The organism is Oceanicola sp. S124, from assembly GCF_000220565.1.
In the GTDB taxonomy this organism is placed as follows: Bacteria; Pseudomonadota; Alphaproteobacteria; order Rhodobacterales; family Rhodobacteraceae; genus Pseudooceanicola.
Genome location: NZ_AFPM01000331.1, coordinates 1 through 16251 on the forward strand (window position 1 = coordinate 1; position 16251 = coordinate 16251).

The following is a 16251-nucleotide window of genomic DNA, read 5'->3' on the forward strand; positions in this document are numbered from 1 at the left end:
GGGATCACCCTCGGCGGCCGCCGCCTGACGCTGCCCGGGGCGTCCCGCCTGCGTGTCGGAGGTGATGGCACCCTCGGCGCGGTCGAGCCGGTCGACCTGGACGCGGAAACCGCCTGGCGGCGCGGCAAGCTGATCTTCGATGGCCGGCGGCTTTCGGATCTCGTGGCCGAGATCGAGCGCTATCGCGGCGGGCGCATCCTGATCGCCACAGAGGCCCTCGCCAGGCTGGAGGTGACCGGGATCTTCGACCTGGCCGACCCGGAGGGCCTCCTCGACAGCATGGCACTGTCCCTGCCGCTGCGCATCCGCCGGGTGCCGATGCTGGCGATCATCCAGTCGGCGTGAAAAATCTTCGGCATGGGGTGCAAGGTCGGCGCCACCGGGTCGTCTGGTAGATGAAAGCCATGTCCCGGAGGCACAGCCAGCGACCCAGACACACCGGAAGACGACCGATGAAACAAGATACCCGCCGGCCCCGTGACGCCGCCAGCACGACCCGCCTGCTGTGGCGCCCCACCCTCGGGACCATGATGCTCTGTACTGCCGCGACGCTCGCGGCCACGTCCCTGCCGATGGCGGCCCGCGCCCAGAGCGCGGTGGCCGCGCAGCAGCGGATCACCCTGGATATCCCCGCGCAGCCGCTCGGCACGGCGCTGACCCGGCTGGCGGATCAGACCGGCATGCGGCTGATCGTGGCCTCTTCGGCGCTGAGCGGCAAGCGCAGCACGGCGTTGCGCGGCAGCTACGCGCCCGACGCCGCCTTTGCCGCGCTGCTGCTCGGCACCGGGCTGAGCCACAGTTTCACCGGCCCCAATACCGTGACCATCTCCGACACGGACACGACCGGGCCGTTCAGCGCCCTGCCCGCAGACGCCCTGCTGCTGGATCCGATCCGCGTCCAGGGCACCAGCGACGGAGAGCTGGGCATCTACGCCCTGCCCGGCGGCGCCGCCTATATCGGTCGCGACGAGCTTGAGCGGTATCGCGGCGCCGGGCCCGCCGACATGTTCCGCGGCGAACCCGGCGTGCTTTCGGGCGAAGCGCGCAACGGGGCGGGCTCCATCGACCCAAACATCCGGGGCCTGCAGGGCATGGGCCGGGTCGCCGCGACGGTGGACGGGGCCGAGAACACGCTGATGGTCTACCAGGGCTACCAGGGGGTCTCGAACCGCAGCTATGTCGACCCGGACTTCATCGCCGAGATCGAGATCAACAAGGGCGCCGACGTCGCCTCCTTCGCCAATGGCGGCCAGGTCGCCATGCGGACCCTGCGCGCCGGGGACATCGTCAAGCCCGGCGAGACCGTCGGCTTCCGCCTCAACCTCGAGTTCAGCGGCAATACCTCGACGCCGGTGGCCGGCAACCGCTCGGGCTATGCCTATTCGAACCGGATCGGCCAGCCGGGCAGCGCCACGCCCAATGCCACCGGCATGAACCGGCCCGGCACCTTCGAGGCCACCGATACCGCCTGGTCCCTGCTGGGCGCCTACAAGGGCGAGGACAGCGACTTCCTGCTGGGTTTCTCGCACCGCGCGCGCGGCAACTACCACGCCGGCACCGAGGGGCCGGTCTCGAACCCGCTCAGCACGGGACCGCGTGACCTGTGCTACACCACGACCTGCATTCCCGGCGCCTACCCGGACTACGTCGCCAATACCGGCATCGCCAACTACCGCGCCGGGGAAGAGGTGCTGAACTCGCAGTCCGAAAGCCGCAGCCTGCTGGCCAAGGGCGGCTGGACCTTCGGCGAGGGGCAGCGGCTGGAGCTCGGCTACAACGGCTTCCGTGGGCGCAATGGCGACGTGATGGCCAGCCGCCAGTACGGCCCCGAGACCAGCGCCACGCAGCGCGAGCAGATGACCGAGACAGACCTGGACAGCCTGACCCTGGGCTACAGCTGGCAGCCGGCCGAGACCGGGCTGATCGACCTCGACGCGACCTTCTACCTGACCCGGCTTGAACAGCGCAACGCGCCGCGCGGCCTCGGGCGCGACCCCGAGACCTACGGCCTGCCCGCCGACTTCCTGCCGGGCAGCGAGACGGTGATGATGGGCGCCACGCTCGGCAATACCTCGCGGCTGGACACCGGCGCCGGGCCGCTGGCCCTGACCTACGGTGCCAGCTGGAAGATGGAAGACACCCGCCCTACCCCCGGCACCAAGGAGGTCGAGGGCTGGCTGGACCTGCGCGATGCGCGCCGCGACGAGATCGTCGCCTTCACCAAGGCGGAATGGGAGGCCACCGACTGGCTGACCGTGAACGGCGGGCTGCGCTACCAGCACTACTGGTCCGAGGACCGCAACACCGATCCCGAGACCGACCGCGGAGCGACCCATACCTACGGCGTCTCCCGCGACAGCGGTGGCTGGGGCGGCACCCTTGGACTGACCGCGCAGGTCAACCGCGACTGGCAGCTCTTCGCCACCTACTCCGACACGCTGCGCCAGCCCAACATCTATGAATCCGCCACCGCCTTCACCTTCAGCATCAACGAGGACGTGACACCCGAACGCTCGCGCAACTGGGAGCTGGGGGCAAACTTCCTGCGCGAGGGGCTGCTGGCCGCCGAGGATCAGGCGGGCTTCAAGCTGAGCTACTTCAACTGGACGGTCGACGACTACCTCGGCCGCGTGGTGACCGTGGATCCGGACGCGCAGTTCCCGCTGTGGATCGAGATCGACAACATCCACCAGGCCCGGTTCAACGGGCTCGAGCTGGCGGCCAGCTACCGCTGGGGCGGCTTCCAGGCGGATATCTCGGCCAACTACTATACCGAGGTCACCTTCTGCCGCACCGCCGACACCTGCGACTCCAGGTCGCTCTACGGTGACTATGCAACCAACCAGGTGCCGCCCGAATACAGCCTCAGCCTGTCGCTGACCCAGAGCTTCATGGACGAGCGCCTGACCCTCGGCGGCCGCGTCACCCATGTCGGCCCGCGTGCCATCGGCCATGGCGACGTGACCGCCACCGGGGCTTCGGCCTTCATCTCGCTGGTCGACTGGGAGCCCTACACGCTGGTCGATGCCTTCGCCGAGTACGAGATCAACGATACCGTGACCGCCCGGCTGCGCGTCGACAACCTGACCGACCGCTTCTACATCGACCCGCTTGGCCTGACCACGCAACCGGGGCCGGGCCGCACGCTCTATGCCGGGCTGACCGCCAACTTCTGAGGCCGGGGCGCTGCCCGCGACCTGACGTCCGGGGACTGGCGGGTTCACCCGCCGGTCCCTTGGCGTTTCAGCCCCCTTTGGCTGCGAATCACCGCGCCCCGGGCGCATCGCCCCCCGCCGTCGCCGCCCGATCAGGGCCCCCGCCCGGCGGAAATGAGGCGCAATTGCGGCGCTCTCGTGGCCCCTTCAAGATGCCCCTATCCCAAGGGATAGGGCCGCCCAACCGCCTGTCCCAATCCGCGCCGGAAGAGCTATCCCGCGTCCCCCAAAGCGCCCCGGATTACCCCCCCGCAGCCCTCCCCCCTCAGGGTTAACGACGGTATGGTTAACTCACACTTTCACAGAGGGAACAGCGACATGAGCAAGCACGAAATCGAACTCGCCAGCCAGCAGAAGAACCGCCGCTGGGTCCGCGCTCAGGCGCTCGAACTGCTCGCCGGTGCCGCCATCTTCCTCGCCGTCGTGCACTACCTGGCCTGATCCCCGGGTTCCCGCAGACCGCCGACCCCGACTTTCCGTCGATCGGGGTGAACGGCACCGGATCCGGCTCCGCAAGGCGGCACGGGTCAGGACCATCAGACGAGACCGCGAAGGTCGGCCCGCCACTTCCGGGGCTGACGCGCAGCGGCAGGCCAGGCGCCTGCCAGAGGACCGACAGCACCGCACCGCTGGAGGGTCCGCCGGAAGAGCCCCCCGAACTGACCCAGAGCCGCCCGGCCGTCACCGAGGAAATGCCGGCCTGGGTAGGCTCCATCACATCGAAGTGGGCCTGCATGCGGATGCGCGCGATCACCTCGGGCGGACGCAGGTTCCCCGGGCGGCGAATATCCCTCGGAATTGGCTGTCCTTGGCCGCTCCAACTCCGAAAAGCCGTTCAATTCCAGATCTCTGGGCGATATCCTCCTCAGGCAATCGAGGGAGAGAGAAAGCATGTGGACACCACTGGAAGAGCTGCAGGCGCGCGAAGCCATTCGTGACTGCCTCTACCGCTATGCGCGCGGGATCGACCGCGCCGACGAAGCAGCCCTGCGGTCAAGCTACTGGGAGGATGCCGAGGATTGCCACGGCGCGACCAGCGGCCCCGTCGAGGTCTTCTACGAACGGGTCCGCGAGGCCTGGGCGCGGGCACCGCGCAACATCCATCACGTCACCAACATCCTGATCTCCTTCCGCAGCGAGACCGAGGCCGAGGTCGAAAGCTATTTCCTGGCCCTGCAACGGGGCAGCGGCCCCGACGGCGTCACGCGGCAGGTCATGCTGAGCGGGCGCTACTGCGACCTGTTCCAGCTGCGGGGCACGGAATGGCGGGTGGCGCGGCGGACGGTGGTCTACGACTGGGTCGAGCCCCAGCCTCTGCCCGAAGGCAGCGAGGCCGAGAGGTTCGGGCCGCGCACCCCGATCGGCGGGGTCTTCCCGGATGATCCGGTCTACCGGATGGCCACACTGGGCCTGGACGACTGAATGCAGAAGGGGCGGGTGGCAAGCCACCCGCCCCATGACGCCCTGACGGGGAGGAGAATGTCAGGCGGCGTGAGAGGTCACGCCCATGGCGCCATCATAGTTCACCAGCGCCGCACCGCCGCGACCGGGAAGGATGTCGATCACCCGTCCGATCAGCACCGTGTGGCTGCCGGCGGGATGTTGCGCCTCGCTCCGGCAGACCAGCGTGTGATGGGCGCTGGTCAGCACCGGCGCGCCACTGTCGCTTTGCCGCCAGTCGGCACCGAAGCGCTTGGCACCGTGCAGACCGCGCTGACCGGCGAAGAGCATGGCTTCTTCCTGCTGACCGGCGCCGAGGATGTTGATGCTGTAGCTGCCAGCCCCGACCAGGCTGTCATGCGACCCGGCCGATCGGTTCAGGCAGACCAGCACCAGCGGCGGCTCGGCCGAAACCGAGGAGAAGGCCGAGACGGTCATGCCGGTGCGCTGCTCCCCCTCGCCGGTGGCCACGATGCAGACCCCCGAGGCGAAGCGGCGCATGGCCTGGCGGAAGGCATCGACCGAGACCGGCGCGGGCTCTTCCAGAACCTCGACATGGGCACGGATGCAGCCCGAAGGATCGACCCAGCCGTGGGCGCGGGCATACTCCTGCATGGCCGAGAACCCCTCGACCCAGGCCGGATCTCCCGCCTGCGCACTGAGGGCGCGCACGGCGTCGGGACGGACCCAGACATGGTCCCCCTCGGCATGGCCGATGGCGGCAGCGGCGGCGCGCAGATCCCCCTGAAGGCGGGGATCAAGCGCGACCGAGAAGCGGCGGAAGTCGCCGGCCCCTTCGAGGCGGGCCGGCACACCTGCTTTCAGGACGATCCGCATGGCTCACTCCGCCGCCGAAAGCTTGACCGAGGGACCGACCGCTTTCTGGATCGCCGGGATGATCTTGTCGCCCCAGAGTTCCATCTGCTTCAGCATGGTCTTCTGGTCGAAGTCGCCCAGCTGGGTCTGCAGCGCAATGTGATCGGGGCGCAGGATCTCGATTTCCTCGATCATCCGCTCGATTACGTAGTTGACGCTGCCGATCGGCAGGTTCTTCTGCATGTCCTCGAAGGACATGTCCGTCGGGTGCGGGATCTCCTTCATCAGGTAGCCGTCTTCGGTCTGCTGGGTGCGCTCCTTCAGGCTGAAAGACAGGCGGCGCTGGAACTGGGCGTTCTCGAGATAGCTGTCGATCTCGGCCTGGTTGTCGCTGGCATAGCCGCAGCGCAGGAAACCGATGCGGGTGTTCTTGCCATCGGTGCCGACGGCCTCCATGTCGGCGTCCAGCTTCTCGCGCAGACCCTTGATCGCGTCGAGGCCCCCCAGCAGGGCGGTGACGAAGAGGTTGTGCCCCTCGCGGAAGGCGCGCTGGCGGATCATCGGGTTGCCGGTGGTCACCCAGATCGGCGGCATCGGCTCTTGCACCGGGCGCACGGCGATCGAGCTGGGCAGGATATCGAGATACTGACCGTGGTACTCGAAGATCTTCTGCTTCAGCGCCATCGGGATGACGTCGAGGTATTCCTCGAACATCTTGCCGGCCTCGGCCAGCGAGGTGCCGAAGCGCTCGAATTCGAATTGCTGGTAGCCCGAGCCGATGCCCAGCTCCAGACGGCCGTCAGACAGCGAGTCGACAAGGCCGATCTCGGCCAGGAAGCGCGGCGCGTGATAGAGCGGCAGGATGCAGACCGCCGAGCCGAGGCGGATCGTGCTGGTCTTGCCGGCGCAATGGGCCACCATCATCAGCGGCGAGGGCGACAGAGAGTAGTTGTTGAAGTGGTGTTCCGCGTACCAGGCGTTCGAGAACCCGGCCTGTTCGGCCATCACCGTCTGCTCGACCGAATTGGCGATGACCGTGTGGGAGTCCTGATGATAGCCGCGCTGCTGCGCCAGGATGAATGCACCGAAATCCATGATGTGTCCTCCTCCAAAAACATCTGTCTTCAGCGTAGCTTCTTGCACAAAGGGGGATAATGTCCGAAATTCCAATGGCAGCTTTTCGGAAAGTGAAAAGGCGACCAGATGGACAAGCTACGCGCGATGGAGCTTTTCGTGGCCACCGCGGAACAGGGCAGCTTTTCGGCGGCGGGGCGGCACTACGGGCTGTCCCCGGCCAGCGTGACCCGCCGCATCGACGACCTCGAGGGCCAGCTTGGCGTCAGCCTGCTGCACCGCTCGACCCGCGCCGTGACCCTGACCGAGAACGGCGAGCGGTACCTGCAGGACGCCCGTGACATCCTCGACAGCGTGCGCGCGGCCGATACGGCGGCGGCGGACCGGCAGGAGCGTCCGCACGGGCTGCTGCGGGTTCATTCCCGCACCATGTTCGGCGTCTCGGTCCTGTCACGCCTGCAACCCGCCTTCAGCGATGCCTATCCCGACCTGGTGGTCGACCTGCACCTTTCCGAGACCCCGGCCCGGATGCGCGAGGATGGCTTCGACCTCGATTTCCGCATCGCTCCGCCGACCGAGGCCGGCCTCGTACGCCGGCGCCTGTTCCTGTCGCGGCGCATCCTCGTCGCCTCGCCCGACTACCTGTCCCGCCACGGCACGCCCCGCGCCCCCACGGATCTGGCCGGTCACGCCTGCCTCGGCTACTGGATCAGCAACGAGCCGGTCTACTGGCGCTTCCGCCTGCCCGACGGCGAGATCGAGCTGCCGATGACCTGCGCCTTCGTCAGCAACAACGGTCTGGTGCTTCTGAACATGGCGCTGGCCGGGCGTGGCATTGCCCTTCTGGACGACTACACCGTGGCCGATCACCTCGCCGCCGGGCGGCTCGTGCAGCTCTTGCCCGAGATCCGGGTGACCAATGCCACCTTCGACGAGGGGGTCTTCGTGACCTATCGCGAATCGAGCTACCTGCCCGGCAAGCTGCGCGTCTACATCGACTTCGTGGTGCGCAATTGGTCCGATGCGCTACGGAATGGCGATGGTTTCGGCCCGGTGGCTTGACCGACCGGTCAGCCGCGGTCAGTTTGGGGCCGGAAGGTAGGGAACAATCATGACTACAGAGGTTTCGGACCAGCTGGCCGGTCGGCCGGCGGACGAGGAAGAGACAAGCGAGCGCGTCCGCGGCCTGCTGGATGTCGGCGCCCGGCTCTTCGCCGAAAAGGGCTTCGAAGCCACGTCGATGCGCGACATCTCGCAGGCCGCGGGCGTGTCCAAGGCGCTGCTCTATCACCATTTCAAGAGCAAGGACGACATCTACGCCCGGATCGCCTTCATGGCGACGCAGCACCTGAACACCTTCGTCGAAGAGCGCATTCCGGCGGATGGCACAGCCGCGGACAAGGTGCGGGCCTACATGCGGGCCGCCGCGACCTTCTTCGCCGAGCACCGCACCGCCTGGATGGCCGCCAGCACCGCCTTCTGGTCCGACCCCGACCGGCACCGGATGGAGATTCGAGTCGCCCGGCGTCGCCAGTTCGAGGAACGCCTGCGCGACCTGATTCGCGAAGGTGTCGACAGCGGGGAATTCGAAGAGGTCGATCCCGCGATCACCGGCCGGCTGATCCTCTCGGGCATCAACTGGATGCACCGCTGGTGGAGCCCCGACGGCGACAAGACCGCCCAGCAGATCGCCGACGCCTACGCCGATATCGTGCTGAACGGCGTGATACGGCGCCCCCCCCGCTGAGCCGCATCCACCAGCCGGACCGCCAGACAAAAACCCCGAAGCCGAGGCTCCGGGGTTTTCCTTTGCGGGTCTTGCGCCGGTCCGGACCGGACCCAGGCGGCGCGGATCAGTTCAGGGTGATCCCGTTCTCGCTGATCACGCCACCCCAGAACTCCTGGTCCCAGTCGAGCTGCGCCTGCATCGCATCGGCGCCGCCCACCTGCGGGGTCAGGCCAACCTTGACCATGCGCTCTTGCAGGGCCGCGTCCGACATCGCCGTCTGCAGCGCGGCGCTGACGCGCGAAACCTCTTCCTCGGGGGTGCCCGCCGGCGCCAGCAGGCCGAACCAGAACGACGAAACCAGCTCGGGGTAGCCGAGTTCGGTCGTGGTCGGGATGTCGGGGAACAGCTCGTTCCGCTCGGGCGAGGAGATGGCGAGGATCTTCACGCTGCCCTCGTCCTGGTACTTGATCAGAGAGATCGGGGTCGAGAAGTTCAGATCATTCTGACCATTCAGCAGATCGGGGATCATCGAGGGGTTGTCCCGATAGGCCACGTCGACCATCGGCACGTCCAGCGCGCCCTGCAGCACCATGCCGAAGAGATGGGTGACGCTGCCCGGTCCCAGGGTCGCGTAGCGCAGCGGCTTGCCGCTTTCCATGGCGTGGGCCTTCAGCCCGTCCAGGTCGTCGACGCCCATCTCGGTCGGCACGGTGACGGTCAGCGGACCGCTCATCATGGTGCCGACGGGCACGAAGCTGTCCATGCTGAAGGGCAGGCCCTGACGCAGCATGACGTTCAGCGACAGCGGGCCGGTGGCGCCGACGAAATAGGTCAGCCCGTCCGGACGCGCCGAGGCGGCGTAGTTCGCCCCGATGATCCCGTTCGAGCCGGGCTTGTTCTCGACCACGACCGGCTGGTCCAGCTCGGCGGCCATCTTTTCGCCGATCTCGCGCACCAGGCCGTCGATCAGCCCGCCGCCGCCATAGGGCACGACCAGGGTCACCGGATCACCGGACTGCGCCAGCGACACCGTGGGCGCCGCCGCCAGGGCGACTGCAACACCTAGGGATTTAACGATATTTCTGCGATCTGCACGGAACATGTCTGTCCTCCTCCCGGGATCTTTCCGGGCCCTCCTGCCCGGCAACTTCCAGACGCTAAGCCCTGACCGTCCGGTCAGTCAATCCAAAATTTCAGAGAGAATCTTGTTGCGTGTTCATATTTCTGTTGCTACCCAAATTAGCGACTGACCGGTCGGTCAGGCGACACTTCAGAGGGAGGATGACGTGTTCGACAAGCAGAACGTACGTGTGGAAATGGACGGCATGGTGGCCCTGGTCACCCTGAACCGCCCCCCCGTTAACGCCCTTGATCGGCAGACCCGGCGCGAGATCATCGAGATCTTCGACGAGATCTCCCAGCGGGACGACGTGCGCTGCGCGGTGCTGACCGCGGCGGGCAAGACCTTCTGCGCCGGCGCCGACCTGAAGGACCGCCCCGATCCCGCCAATCCCGGCGATTTCCTCGAACACAACCGCATGACCCGCGAGACCGGCAACGCCATCAAGGAATGCTCCAAGCCCGTGGTCGCCGCCGTCAACGGCGCCGCGCTTGGCGCCGGCCTGGGGCTGATGGCCGCCTGCGACATCTTCTATGCCTCCGAGAACGCCGTCTTCGGCATGCCCGAGATCAACGTCGGCCTCGCCGGCGGCGCCTCGATGCTGCATTCGCTCTTCGGGCGCTCGACCACCCGGCGGATGTTCTTCACCGGCGCCCGCCTGACGGCCGCCGAGCTGAAGGCGCGGTCGATCATCGAGGAGGTGACCACCCCCGAGGCCCTGATCCCGACCGCGATGGAAGTCGCCCAGGAGATCGCCTCGAAGGCGCCCCTGGCGATCAACTACGCCAAGCAGGCCGCCAACATGGTCGAGAACATGCCGCAGCGCGACGCCTACCGGCTGGAGCAGAACTACACCATGGCGCTGTCGCGCACCGAGGACGCGAAGGAGGCCCGCATGGCCTTCCTGGAAAAGCGTGCCCCCGTGTTCAAGGGGCGCTGAGATGACCCGACCGACAGGCCTGACGGCGATCTTCCAGCCCGGCTCCATTGCGGTGATCGGCGCCTCATCGAACCCGACCAAGACCGGCGGGCGCCCCGTCCACATGCTGATCAAGCACGGCTATGCCGGTCAGATCTGGCCGGTGAACCCCAAGGCCGATGAAATCCAGGGCCTGCCCGCCTTTGCCGCGCTCGACGCGCTGCCCGGCGTGCCTGACCTGATCCTGGTCGCGGTGCCCGGCGCCAGCGCCGTCGCGGTGCTGGAACAGGCTGCCGCCATGGGTGTGCCCGCCGCCATCGTGCTCAGCGCCGGTTTCGCGGAAAGCGGGCCCGAGGGCCTCGCCCTGCAGCACCGGGTGACCGAGATCGCCGCCGCCTCGGGCATGCGCATCGTCGGGCCGAACTGCCTGGGCGCCATCGGTGTGCGCAACCGTGCCATCGGCACCTTCTCCATCGCGCTGGAACAGCAGATGCCGCGCTCGGGCGGGATCTCCATCGTCTCGCAGAGCGGCAACATCGGCAGCGCCGCGCTGCGTCTGCTGGGCGAAAGCGGCGCCGGGGTGGCGCGCTTCATCGCCACCGGAAACGAGGCCGACGTCCAGGCCGCAGATGCCATCGACTGGCTGGCCGGCGACGACGAGACGAAGGTGATTCTCTGCTGCCTGGAAACCTGCCGCGATGCCGGTCGTCTGACCGCCGCGCTGGATCGCGCCCGCGCCGCCGGCAAGCCGGTGATCGCGCTGAAGATCGGCGTGTCCGAGGCCGGACAGCAGGCCGCCCTGTCCCATACCGGCGGTCTGGCCGGCAGTGACCGGGTCTATGACGCCGTCTTCGCCCGTCATGGCGCCGTGCGGGTGCATTCTCTGGAAGAACTGGTCCAGGTCGGCGCCGCTGCCGAGGCCAAGGGCGCCCGGCGCATCGGCACCCGGCCCTCGGTCGCGGTGATCGCCGCCTCTGGGGGCTTCGGCGTGATGATGGCCGATGCCGCCGCCGCCAACGGGATCGCCGTGAACCCCCTGGGCGAGGCTGCCCGCGCCCGCATCAACAGGGCCCTGCCGCTTGCCTCTGCCGCCAATCCCATCGACGCCACCGCGCAGATGTCGGCCGATCCCGACATCCTCGGCGAACTGCTGGACGCGGTGATGGAGGACAAGGCGAACTCGACCCTCTGCCTGATGCTGGCCCTCAGCATGGAAATCCCGCGCCTGCGCTCGGTCTTCACCGCCGCGCTGGCCGAGGTCACCCGCCGCCATCCCGACCGCACGCTGGTTGCCTGCGTCTCGGGGCCCGCCGATGCGGTGCAGGAGCTTTCCGCGCTTGGCGTCGTCTGCTTCCCCACCATCGACGCCGCCATGGCCGGCATCGCCGCCCTGGGCCGTCTCGAGGCCATCGCCGGGCAGAGCCAGGCCGCCCTGCCGGTGATCGCCGCCGCCAAGCTCGCCCCCGGGGCCTGCCGCAACGAGGCCACCGCCCGCGCCACCCTGGCCGCCGCCGGCCTGCCCTTCGCGCAGGAAATCACCGCCACCACCGCCGAGGAGGCCGCCGCGGCGGCCACCACCCTTGGCGGCGCCATGGCGCTGAAGATCCTGTCGCCCGACATCCAGCACAAGTCCGACATCGGCGGCGTCGAGCTGGGCGTTTCGGGCCCCGAGGCCGCCCGCGCCGCCTTCGAGCGGATCATCGCCGCCGCCGCGCAACATGCCCCCGAGGCGGTGATCGACGGCGTGCTGATCTCTCCCATGACCTCGGGCGGGACGGAACTGATCCTCGGCACCACCACCGACCCGACCTTCGGTCCCGTCGTCATGGTCGGTCTTGGCGGCATCTTCGCCGAGATCTTCGAGGACACTGCCCTGCGCCTCGCGCCGGTCAGCCGGGTCGAGGCGGCGCAGATGCTGCGCGAGCTGCGTGCCTTCCCGCTGCTGAACGGCGCGCGGGGCCGGGCCCCCGCCGACCTCGAGGTACTGGAACAGGCCATCGTCGACCTCTCGGTCTTCGCAGCCCGCCATGCTGCCGATGTGGCCGAGATCGACATCAACCCGCTGCTGGCCCGTCCCCAGGGTCAGGGCGCCATCGCCCTGGATGCGCTGATCATCCCCTCCGTCACCCCCCGCCAGGAGGCCGCCGAATGACGACCGCCCCCCAAGACCCCGGCGCCTATGGCGCCATGGCCCGCAGCTGGCTGCAACAGAACCTGACCGGCAACCTGCGCACCGACCGGCTGCACCAGACCCCGGCCACCCTGGATGAGCTGAAGGCCTTCGAGGCTGCCATGTACCGCGCCGGCCTGGCCGGGATCACCTGGCCCAAGGCCTACGGGGGCCATGGGCTGACCCTGCGCGAACACCTCGATGCCAACCGCGAGATCGGCCTGGCGCCGGTGCCCAATGCGGTGAACTCCATCGGCAAGGAACTGGCCGGCCCGATCATCCAGGCCGTCGGTACCGAGGCGCAGAAGCTCGACTACCTGCCCAAGATCCTGAACATGGAGAACGTCTGGTGCCAGGGCTTCTCGGAACCCGGCGCGGGCTCTGACCTGGCGGCCCTGCGCACCCGCGCGGAACGCACCGGGGACGGCTGGGTGGTCAACGGCCAGAAGATCTGGACCTCGGGCGCGTCCAAGTCGCAACGTTGCCTGCTGCTGGCGCGTACCGGCGTGAAGGAAGACCGCCACAAGGGCCTCGTCCTCTTCGCCGTGCCGATGGACAGCCCCGGCCTCGAGGTGCGCGAGATCCGCTCCATCGACGGGCACAGCCACTTCTGCGAGGTCTTCTTCAACGACGTGGTGGTCGACGAAGCCAACATGCTGGGCGCCCCCGACGAAGGCTGGAGCGCGGCAACCCGCGTGCTGTCGATCGAGCGGGCCAGCAACCGCATGTACCGCTCGTGGCGCTTCGAGAGCGAGCTGGACCAGCTGGTCGCCGCCTGCCGCAGCGATGCGCGCGCCTTCGCGATCCTGCAGGGCCATGCCCGCGACCTGGCCGAGATCCGGGTCGAGATCGAGCTGCTGAAGGGCCATGTGGAAACCCTGGTCGAGGCCCTTCTGGCCGGCGAGCAGATCGGCCCCCGCGGCAGCCTCCCCAAGCTCTACTGGTCTGAATCGCATCAGAAATTCGCCCGCATCGCGGCCGAAATCGTGTCGCGTTTCCCCACCGATGCCGGCCAGCCCCTGCTGGATGTGAAGGCCCGGATGGAGGCGATCTACCTCGCGTCCCGCGCCGAGACGATCTATGCGGGGACCACCGAGATCCAGCTCGACATCATCGCCAAGCGCATCCTCAACCTGAAGAAGGCGGCCTGACCCATGTTCGACGATCTCGACCCCAAGGACTTCGAGGAAACCGCCCGCTCGGTGATGCAGGCCTGCGCCGAGGCGCCCGACGTGGCGGCCCGCGCCACCACCCTGGCCGAGGCCGGCCTGCTGGGTGTCACCGCCCCTGAGTCGGTCGGCGGCCTCGGCCTGCCGCCGCGCTTCGCCGTGCCGATCCTCGAGGCCGCCGGTGCCGGGCTGCTGGCCTTCCCGCTCATCGAAACCATGCTGCTGGCCCGCGCCCTCGCCGGGGATCACCCCGAACTGGCCTCTGCGCTGGTGGCCGGCGAGACCCTCGCCACGATCGCCTGGCTCGGCACCGAGGCCGAGGGCAAGGTCGCCGGCGCGCCGCTCGGCCTTGCCGCGGCGCAGGTGCTGGTCTTCCGCGCCGACGGCTCCGCGGTGCTGACCGCGACCGACGGGCTCGCCGCCCGCCTGTCGGATGCGCTGGACACCGACAGCGCCGCGACCGAGTTCACCCTTGGTGGCGCGCCCGAAGGCATCCGGCTTTCGGCGTCGCAGGTCGCCGCGCTGAACGACGAGGCGCAGATCCTGCGCGCCGCCTTCATCGCCGGCTCTGCCGCAAGCTGCCTGTCCCAGGCCGCGGACTTCGCCCAGGACCGGGTGCAGTTCGGGCGCAGCCTGTCCTCCTACCAGGCGCTCCGGCATCGGCTGTCGCGCGACCTGCTGGCGGTCGAGACCCTGCGCATGGGCCTGACCCGCGCCCTGGCCGATATCGGCGATGCGGCGCCGCTGGCCCGCCAGGCCGTCTGGCTGGGCGCCGCCCGCATGGGCCCCGGCGTTGCCGAAAGCGCCATCCAGGTCTTCGGCGGCATGGGCTTCACCTGGGAGGTGCCGCTGCACCGCCACCTGCGCCAGATGCGCGCCCTCGCCCAGCAGGGCCGGGCCGCCGACCAGCTGGCCCAGCTTGCCGGAGAGCTGATCTCCGGCACCACCAACCAATGGTACGAAGAGGTTCCCGATGTCGTCTGACAGCAAATCCGTTCTCATCACCGGCGCCGGTCACGGCATCGGCAAGGCGACGGCGCAGCTCATGGCCGCGCGCGGCTGGAGCGTCGGCGTCAACGACCTGAAGCCCGAGTTCGCCGAAGAGGCCGTGGCCGCGATCACCGCCGCCGGGGGCCATGCCTTCCCCGTGGTCCAGAACGTCTCGACCTACGAGGGGATCGAGGCGGCGATCAACACGGTGGTCGCCGAGACCGGGCGGCTGGACGGGCTGGTGAACAACGCCGCCTGGGTCCGCTACCAGGCGATCCCCGAGATCATGCCCGAGACCGTCGAGCGCATGCTGGCCGTCGGCTTCACCGGGGTGATCTGGGCGACCCAGCTGGCCGCCGCCGCCATGGACGAGACGCGTGGCGGAGCCATCGTCAACGTCGCCTCGGCCGCCGGCTTCCGCTCGGCGCCGCGTTCGATGGTCTACTCGGGCATCAAGGCGGGCGTGATGGGCATGACCCGTGCCTCGGCGGTGGAGCTTGGCCCGCGTGGCATCCGCGTCAACGCCGTGGCGCCCTCTGCCGTGCCGACCGAGGGCACCGCCAAGCACCGCTCGGCCGAGCGGGATGCCAAGCGGATCGCCGATACCCCGCTGGGACGCCTGGGCACGGTCGAGGATATCGCCCGCGCCATCGGCTACCTGCTGGGCGAGGAAAGCGACTTCATCACCGGCCAGGTCCTGTCCGCCGACGGCGGCATCGGCATCGCCATCACCTGAGGCTCGGCGGCATGGGAGGCAGCATGGAGGAGCAACGGCAGCAGGTCGCCCTGGTGACCGGCGGAGCCTCGGGCATCGGTCGGGCGATCTGCACCCGGCTGGCGGCCGATGGCTACCGCGTCGCGCTGGCGGATATCGACAGCGCGCGGGCCCATGCGGCCGCCGCCGAGCTGGGCGCCGGCCATGCCGCCTTCAGCATCGACCTGACCCAGGCCGCCCAGGCTCAGGCCCTTCCCGGCAAGGTCTGCAAGGCCCTGGGCGGGCTGGACCTGGTGGTGAACAACGCCGGGATGACCGACAGCTCCGGACGCGGCATCGCCTGCCTGCCCGAGGCGGACTTCGCCCGGCTGGTGCAGCTGAACCTGGTCGCCGTCGAAAAGATCTGCCAGGCCGCGCTTGGCCTGCTGGCGCCCGGGGGGCGGATCGTCAACCTGTCCTCGGGCGCCGCCTATCGCCCGCTGGCCCTGCGCGGCCCCTACAGCGCCACCAAGGCCGCCGTCACCGCGCTGACCGCCGCGCTGGACGCCGAGGCCGCGCCGCGCGGCCTGCGCGTCAGCGCCGTTGCGCCGGGCTACACCCTGACCCCGCTGGTCGAGGACCTGGCCGCCGCCGGTCGCGTCGACCTCGAGGCCGTGGCCGCCGGCATTCCGCTGGGCCGCATTGCCCAGCCCCGGGACATCGCTGCCGCCGTCGCCTTCCTCGGCTCTGCGGCGGGCGCCGCACTTGGCGGCCAGACCCTGGTGGTCGACGGCGGCGGGCAGCTCGGCACCGCGCCCGACATGACCTGGCCCGCAGGCCCGGTCGCCGCGCGCAGGGCGCCACCCTGCTGCTGGCAGACCAGCCGCTGCCAGGGATCGCTGCCGACCTGATCGC

Annotated in this window: 14 protein-coding genes and 1 pseudogene; 12 read left to right on the plus strand and 3 right to left on the minus strand. The window is 69.1% G+C overall.

What is annotated here, in order from left to right:
- The 4 genes and pseudogenes from OS124_RS0122695 to OS124_RS0122710 form a co-directional block, all read left to right on the plus strand.
- Positions 1–345, plus strand: a pseudogene (locus OS124_RS0122695) (DUF4974 domain-containing protein); the annotation flags it as partial.
- A gap of 107 nt (positions 346–452) precedes the next feature.
- Positions 453–3176 (plus strand): TonB-dependent receptor, encoded by a 2724-nt coding sequence (locus OS124_RS0122700; RefSeq protein WP_010142333.1) that lies wholly within the window; start codon positions 453–455, stop codon positions 3174–3176.
- A gap of 357 nt (positions 3177–3533) precedes the next feature.
- Positions 3534–3656, plus strand: coding sequence for a hypothetical protein (locus OS124_RS28230; RefSeq protein ID WP_272941938.1), 123 nt, complete (start codon positions 3534–3536; stop codon positions 3654–3656).
- A 450-nt stretch (positions 3657–4106) separates the two neighbouring features.
- Positions 4107–4637: a nuclear transport factor 2 family protein gene (locus OS124_RS0122710; protein WP_010142334.1), complete on the plus strand. Its 531-nt coding sequence runs from the start codon at positions 4107–4109 to the stop codon at positions 4635–4637.
- Between the two features lie 60 nt (positions 4638–4697).
- Here OS124_RS0122710 and OS124_RS0122715 read toward each other — a convergent pair whose 3' ends face one another.
- Positions 4698–5492, minus strand: coding sequence for a flavin reductase family protein (locus OS124_RS0122715; protein ID WP_010142335.1), 795 nt, complete (start codon positions 5490–5492; stop codon positions 4698–4700).
- Positions 5493–5495: 3 nt separating this feature from the next.
- Positions 5496–6566, minus strand: coding sequence for an LLM class flavin-dependent oxidoreductase (locus OS124_RS0122720; protein ID WP_010142336.1), 1071 nt, complete (start codon positions 6564–6566; stop codon positions 5496–5498).
- A 108-nt stretch (positions 6567–6674) separates the two neighbouring features.
- On the opposite strand from OS124_RS0122720, the gene OS124_RS0122725 reads away from it, so the two are divergent.
- The gene (locus OS124_RS0122725; RefSeq protein WP_010142337.1) at positions 6675–7607 is read left to right on the plus strand and encodes a LysR family transcriptional regulator; all 933 of its coding nucleotides are present in this window, start codon (positions 6675–6677) and stop codon (positions 7605–7607) included.
- A gap of 49 nt (positions 7608–7656) precedes the next feature.
- A complete protein-coding gene (locus tag OS124_RS0122730) occupies positions 7657–8292 on the plus strand; it encodes a TetR/AcrR family transcriptional regulator (protein ID WP_010142338.1) in 636 nt (211 codons plus the stop codon).
- Positions 8293–8398: 106 nt separating this feature from the next.
- Here OS124_RS0122730 and OS124_RS0122735 read toward each other — a convergent pair whose 3' ends face one another.
- Entirely contained in the window at positions 8399–9376 is a 978-nt protein-coding gene (locus OS124_RS0122735; protein ID WP_029375673.1) for a tripartite tricarboxylate transporter substrate binding protein, read from the minus strand.
- A gap of 184 nt (positions 9377–9560) precedes the next feature.
- Between OS124_RS0122735 and OS124_RS0122740 the strand changes: the two genes are divergently transcribed.
- From OS124_RS0122740 to OS124_RS25725, 6 genes are read left to right on the plus strand one after another with little or no spacing between them, the layout of a single operon-like run.
- Complete coding sequence (locus OS124_RS0122740) at positions 9561–10334, plus strand: enoyl-CoA hydratase/isomerase family protein (protein ID WP_010142341.1); 774 nt, start codon at positions 9561–9563, stop codon at positions 10332–10334.
- Between the two features lies 1 nt (position 10335).
- On the plus strand, positions 10336–12465 hold the full coding sequence (locus OS124_RS0122745; RefSeq protein WP_010142342.1) for an acetate--CoA ligase family protein: 2130 nt from the start codon (positions 10336–10338) through the stop codon (positions 12463–12465).
- Positions 12462–13634: an acyl-CoA dehydrogenase family protein gene (locus OS124_RS0122750; protein ID WP_010142343.1), complete on the plus strand. Its 1173-nt coding sequence runs from the start codon at positions 12462–12464 to the stop codon at positions 13632–13634. Before OS124_RS0122745 ends, OS124_RS0122750 begins: the two co-directional genes overlap by 4 nt.
- 3 nt (positions 13635–13637) lie before the next feature.
- On the plus strand, positions 13638–14636 hold the full coding sequence (locus OS124_RS0122755) for an acyl-CoA dehydrogenase family protein (protein ID WP_010142344.1): 999 nt from the start codon (positions 13638–13640) through the stop codon (positions 14634–14636).
- On the plus strand, positions 14626–15378 hold the full coding sequence (locus OS124_RS0122760; RefSeq protein WP_010142345.1) for an SDR family NAD(P)-dependent oxidoreductase: 753 nt from the start codon (positions 14626–14628) through the stop codon (positions 15376–15378). Before OS124_RS0122755 ends, OS124_RS0122760 begins: the two co-directional genes overlap by 11 nt.
- 23 nt (positions 15379–15401) lie before the next feature.
- Positions 15402–16247 (plus strand): SDR family NAD(P)-dependent oxidoreductase, encoded by an 846-nt coding sequence (locus OS124_RS25725; protein ID WP_010142346.1) that lies wholly within the window; start codon positions 15402–15404, stop codon positions 16245–16247.
- Positions 16248–16251: the final 4 nt, after the last annotated feature.

What these genes read in the sequence shown, in the direction of transcription:
- OS124_RS0122700 (WP_010142333.1), top strand. Translation starts at nt 453, where the DNA reads ATGAAACAAGATACCCGCCGGCCCCGTGACGCCGCCAGCACGACCCGC.
- OS124_RS28230 (WP_272941938.1), top strand. Translation starts at nt 3,534, where the DNA reads ATGAGCAAGCACGAAATCGAACTCGCCAGCCAGCAGAAGAACCGCCGC.
- OS124_RS0122710 (WP_010142334.1), top strand. Translation starts at nt 4,107, where the DNA reads ATGTGGACACCACTGGAAGAGCTGCAGGCGCGCGAAGCCATTCGTGAC.
- OS124_RS0122715 (WP_010142335.1), bottom strand. Translation starts at nt 5,492, where the DNA reads ATGCGGATCGTCCTGAAAGCAGGTGTGCCGGCCCGCCTCGAAGGGGCC.
- OS124_RS0122720 (WP_010142336.1), bottom strand. Translation starts at nt 6,566, where the DNA reads ATGGATTTCGGTGCATTCATCCTGGCGCAGCAGCGCGGCTATCATCAG.
- OS124_RS0122725 (WP_010142337.1), top strand. Translation starts at nt 6,675, where the DNA reads ATGGACAAGCTACGCGCGATGGAGCTTTTCGTGGCCACCGCGGAACAG.
- OS124_RS0122730 (WP_010142338.1), top strand. Translation starts at nt 7,657, where the DNA reads ATGACTACAGAGGTTTCGGACCAGCTGGCCGGTCGGCCGGCGGACGAG.
- OS124_RS0122735 (WP_029375673.1), bottom strand. Translation starts at nt 9,376, where the DNA reads ATGTTCCGTGCAGATCGCAGAAATATCGTTAAATCCCTAGGTGTTGCA.
- OS124_RS0122745 (WP_010142342.1), top strand. Translation starts at nt 10,336, where the DNA reads ATGACCCGACCGACAGGCCTGACGGCGATCTTCCAGCCCGGCTCCATT.
- OS124_RS0122750 (WP_010142343.1), top strand. Translation starts at nt 12,462, where the DNA reads ATGACGACCGCCCCCCAAGACCCCGGCGCCTATGGCGCCATGGCCCGC.
- OS124_RS0122755 (WP_010142344.1), top strand. Translation starts at nt 13,638, where the DNA reads ATGTTCGACGATCTCGACCCCAAGGACTTCGAGGAAACCGCCCGCTCG.
- OS124_RS0122760 (WP_010142345.1), top strand. Translation starts at nt 14,626, where the DNA reads ATGTCGTCTGACAGCAAATCCGTTCTCATCACCGGCGCCGGTCACGGC.
- OS124_RS25725 (WP_010142346.1), top strand. Translation starts at nt 15,402, where the DNA reads ATGGAGGAGCAACGGCAGCAGGTCGCCCTGGTGACCGGCGGAGCCTCG.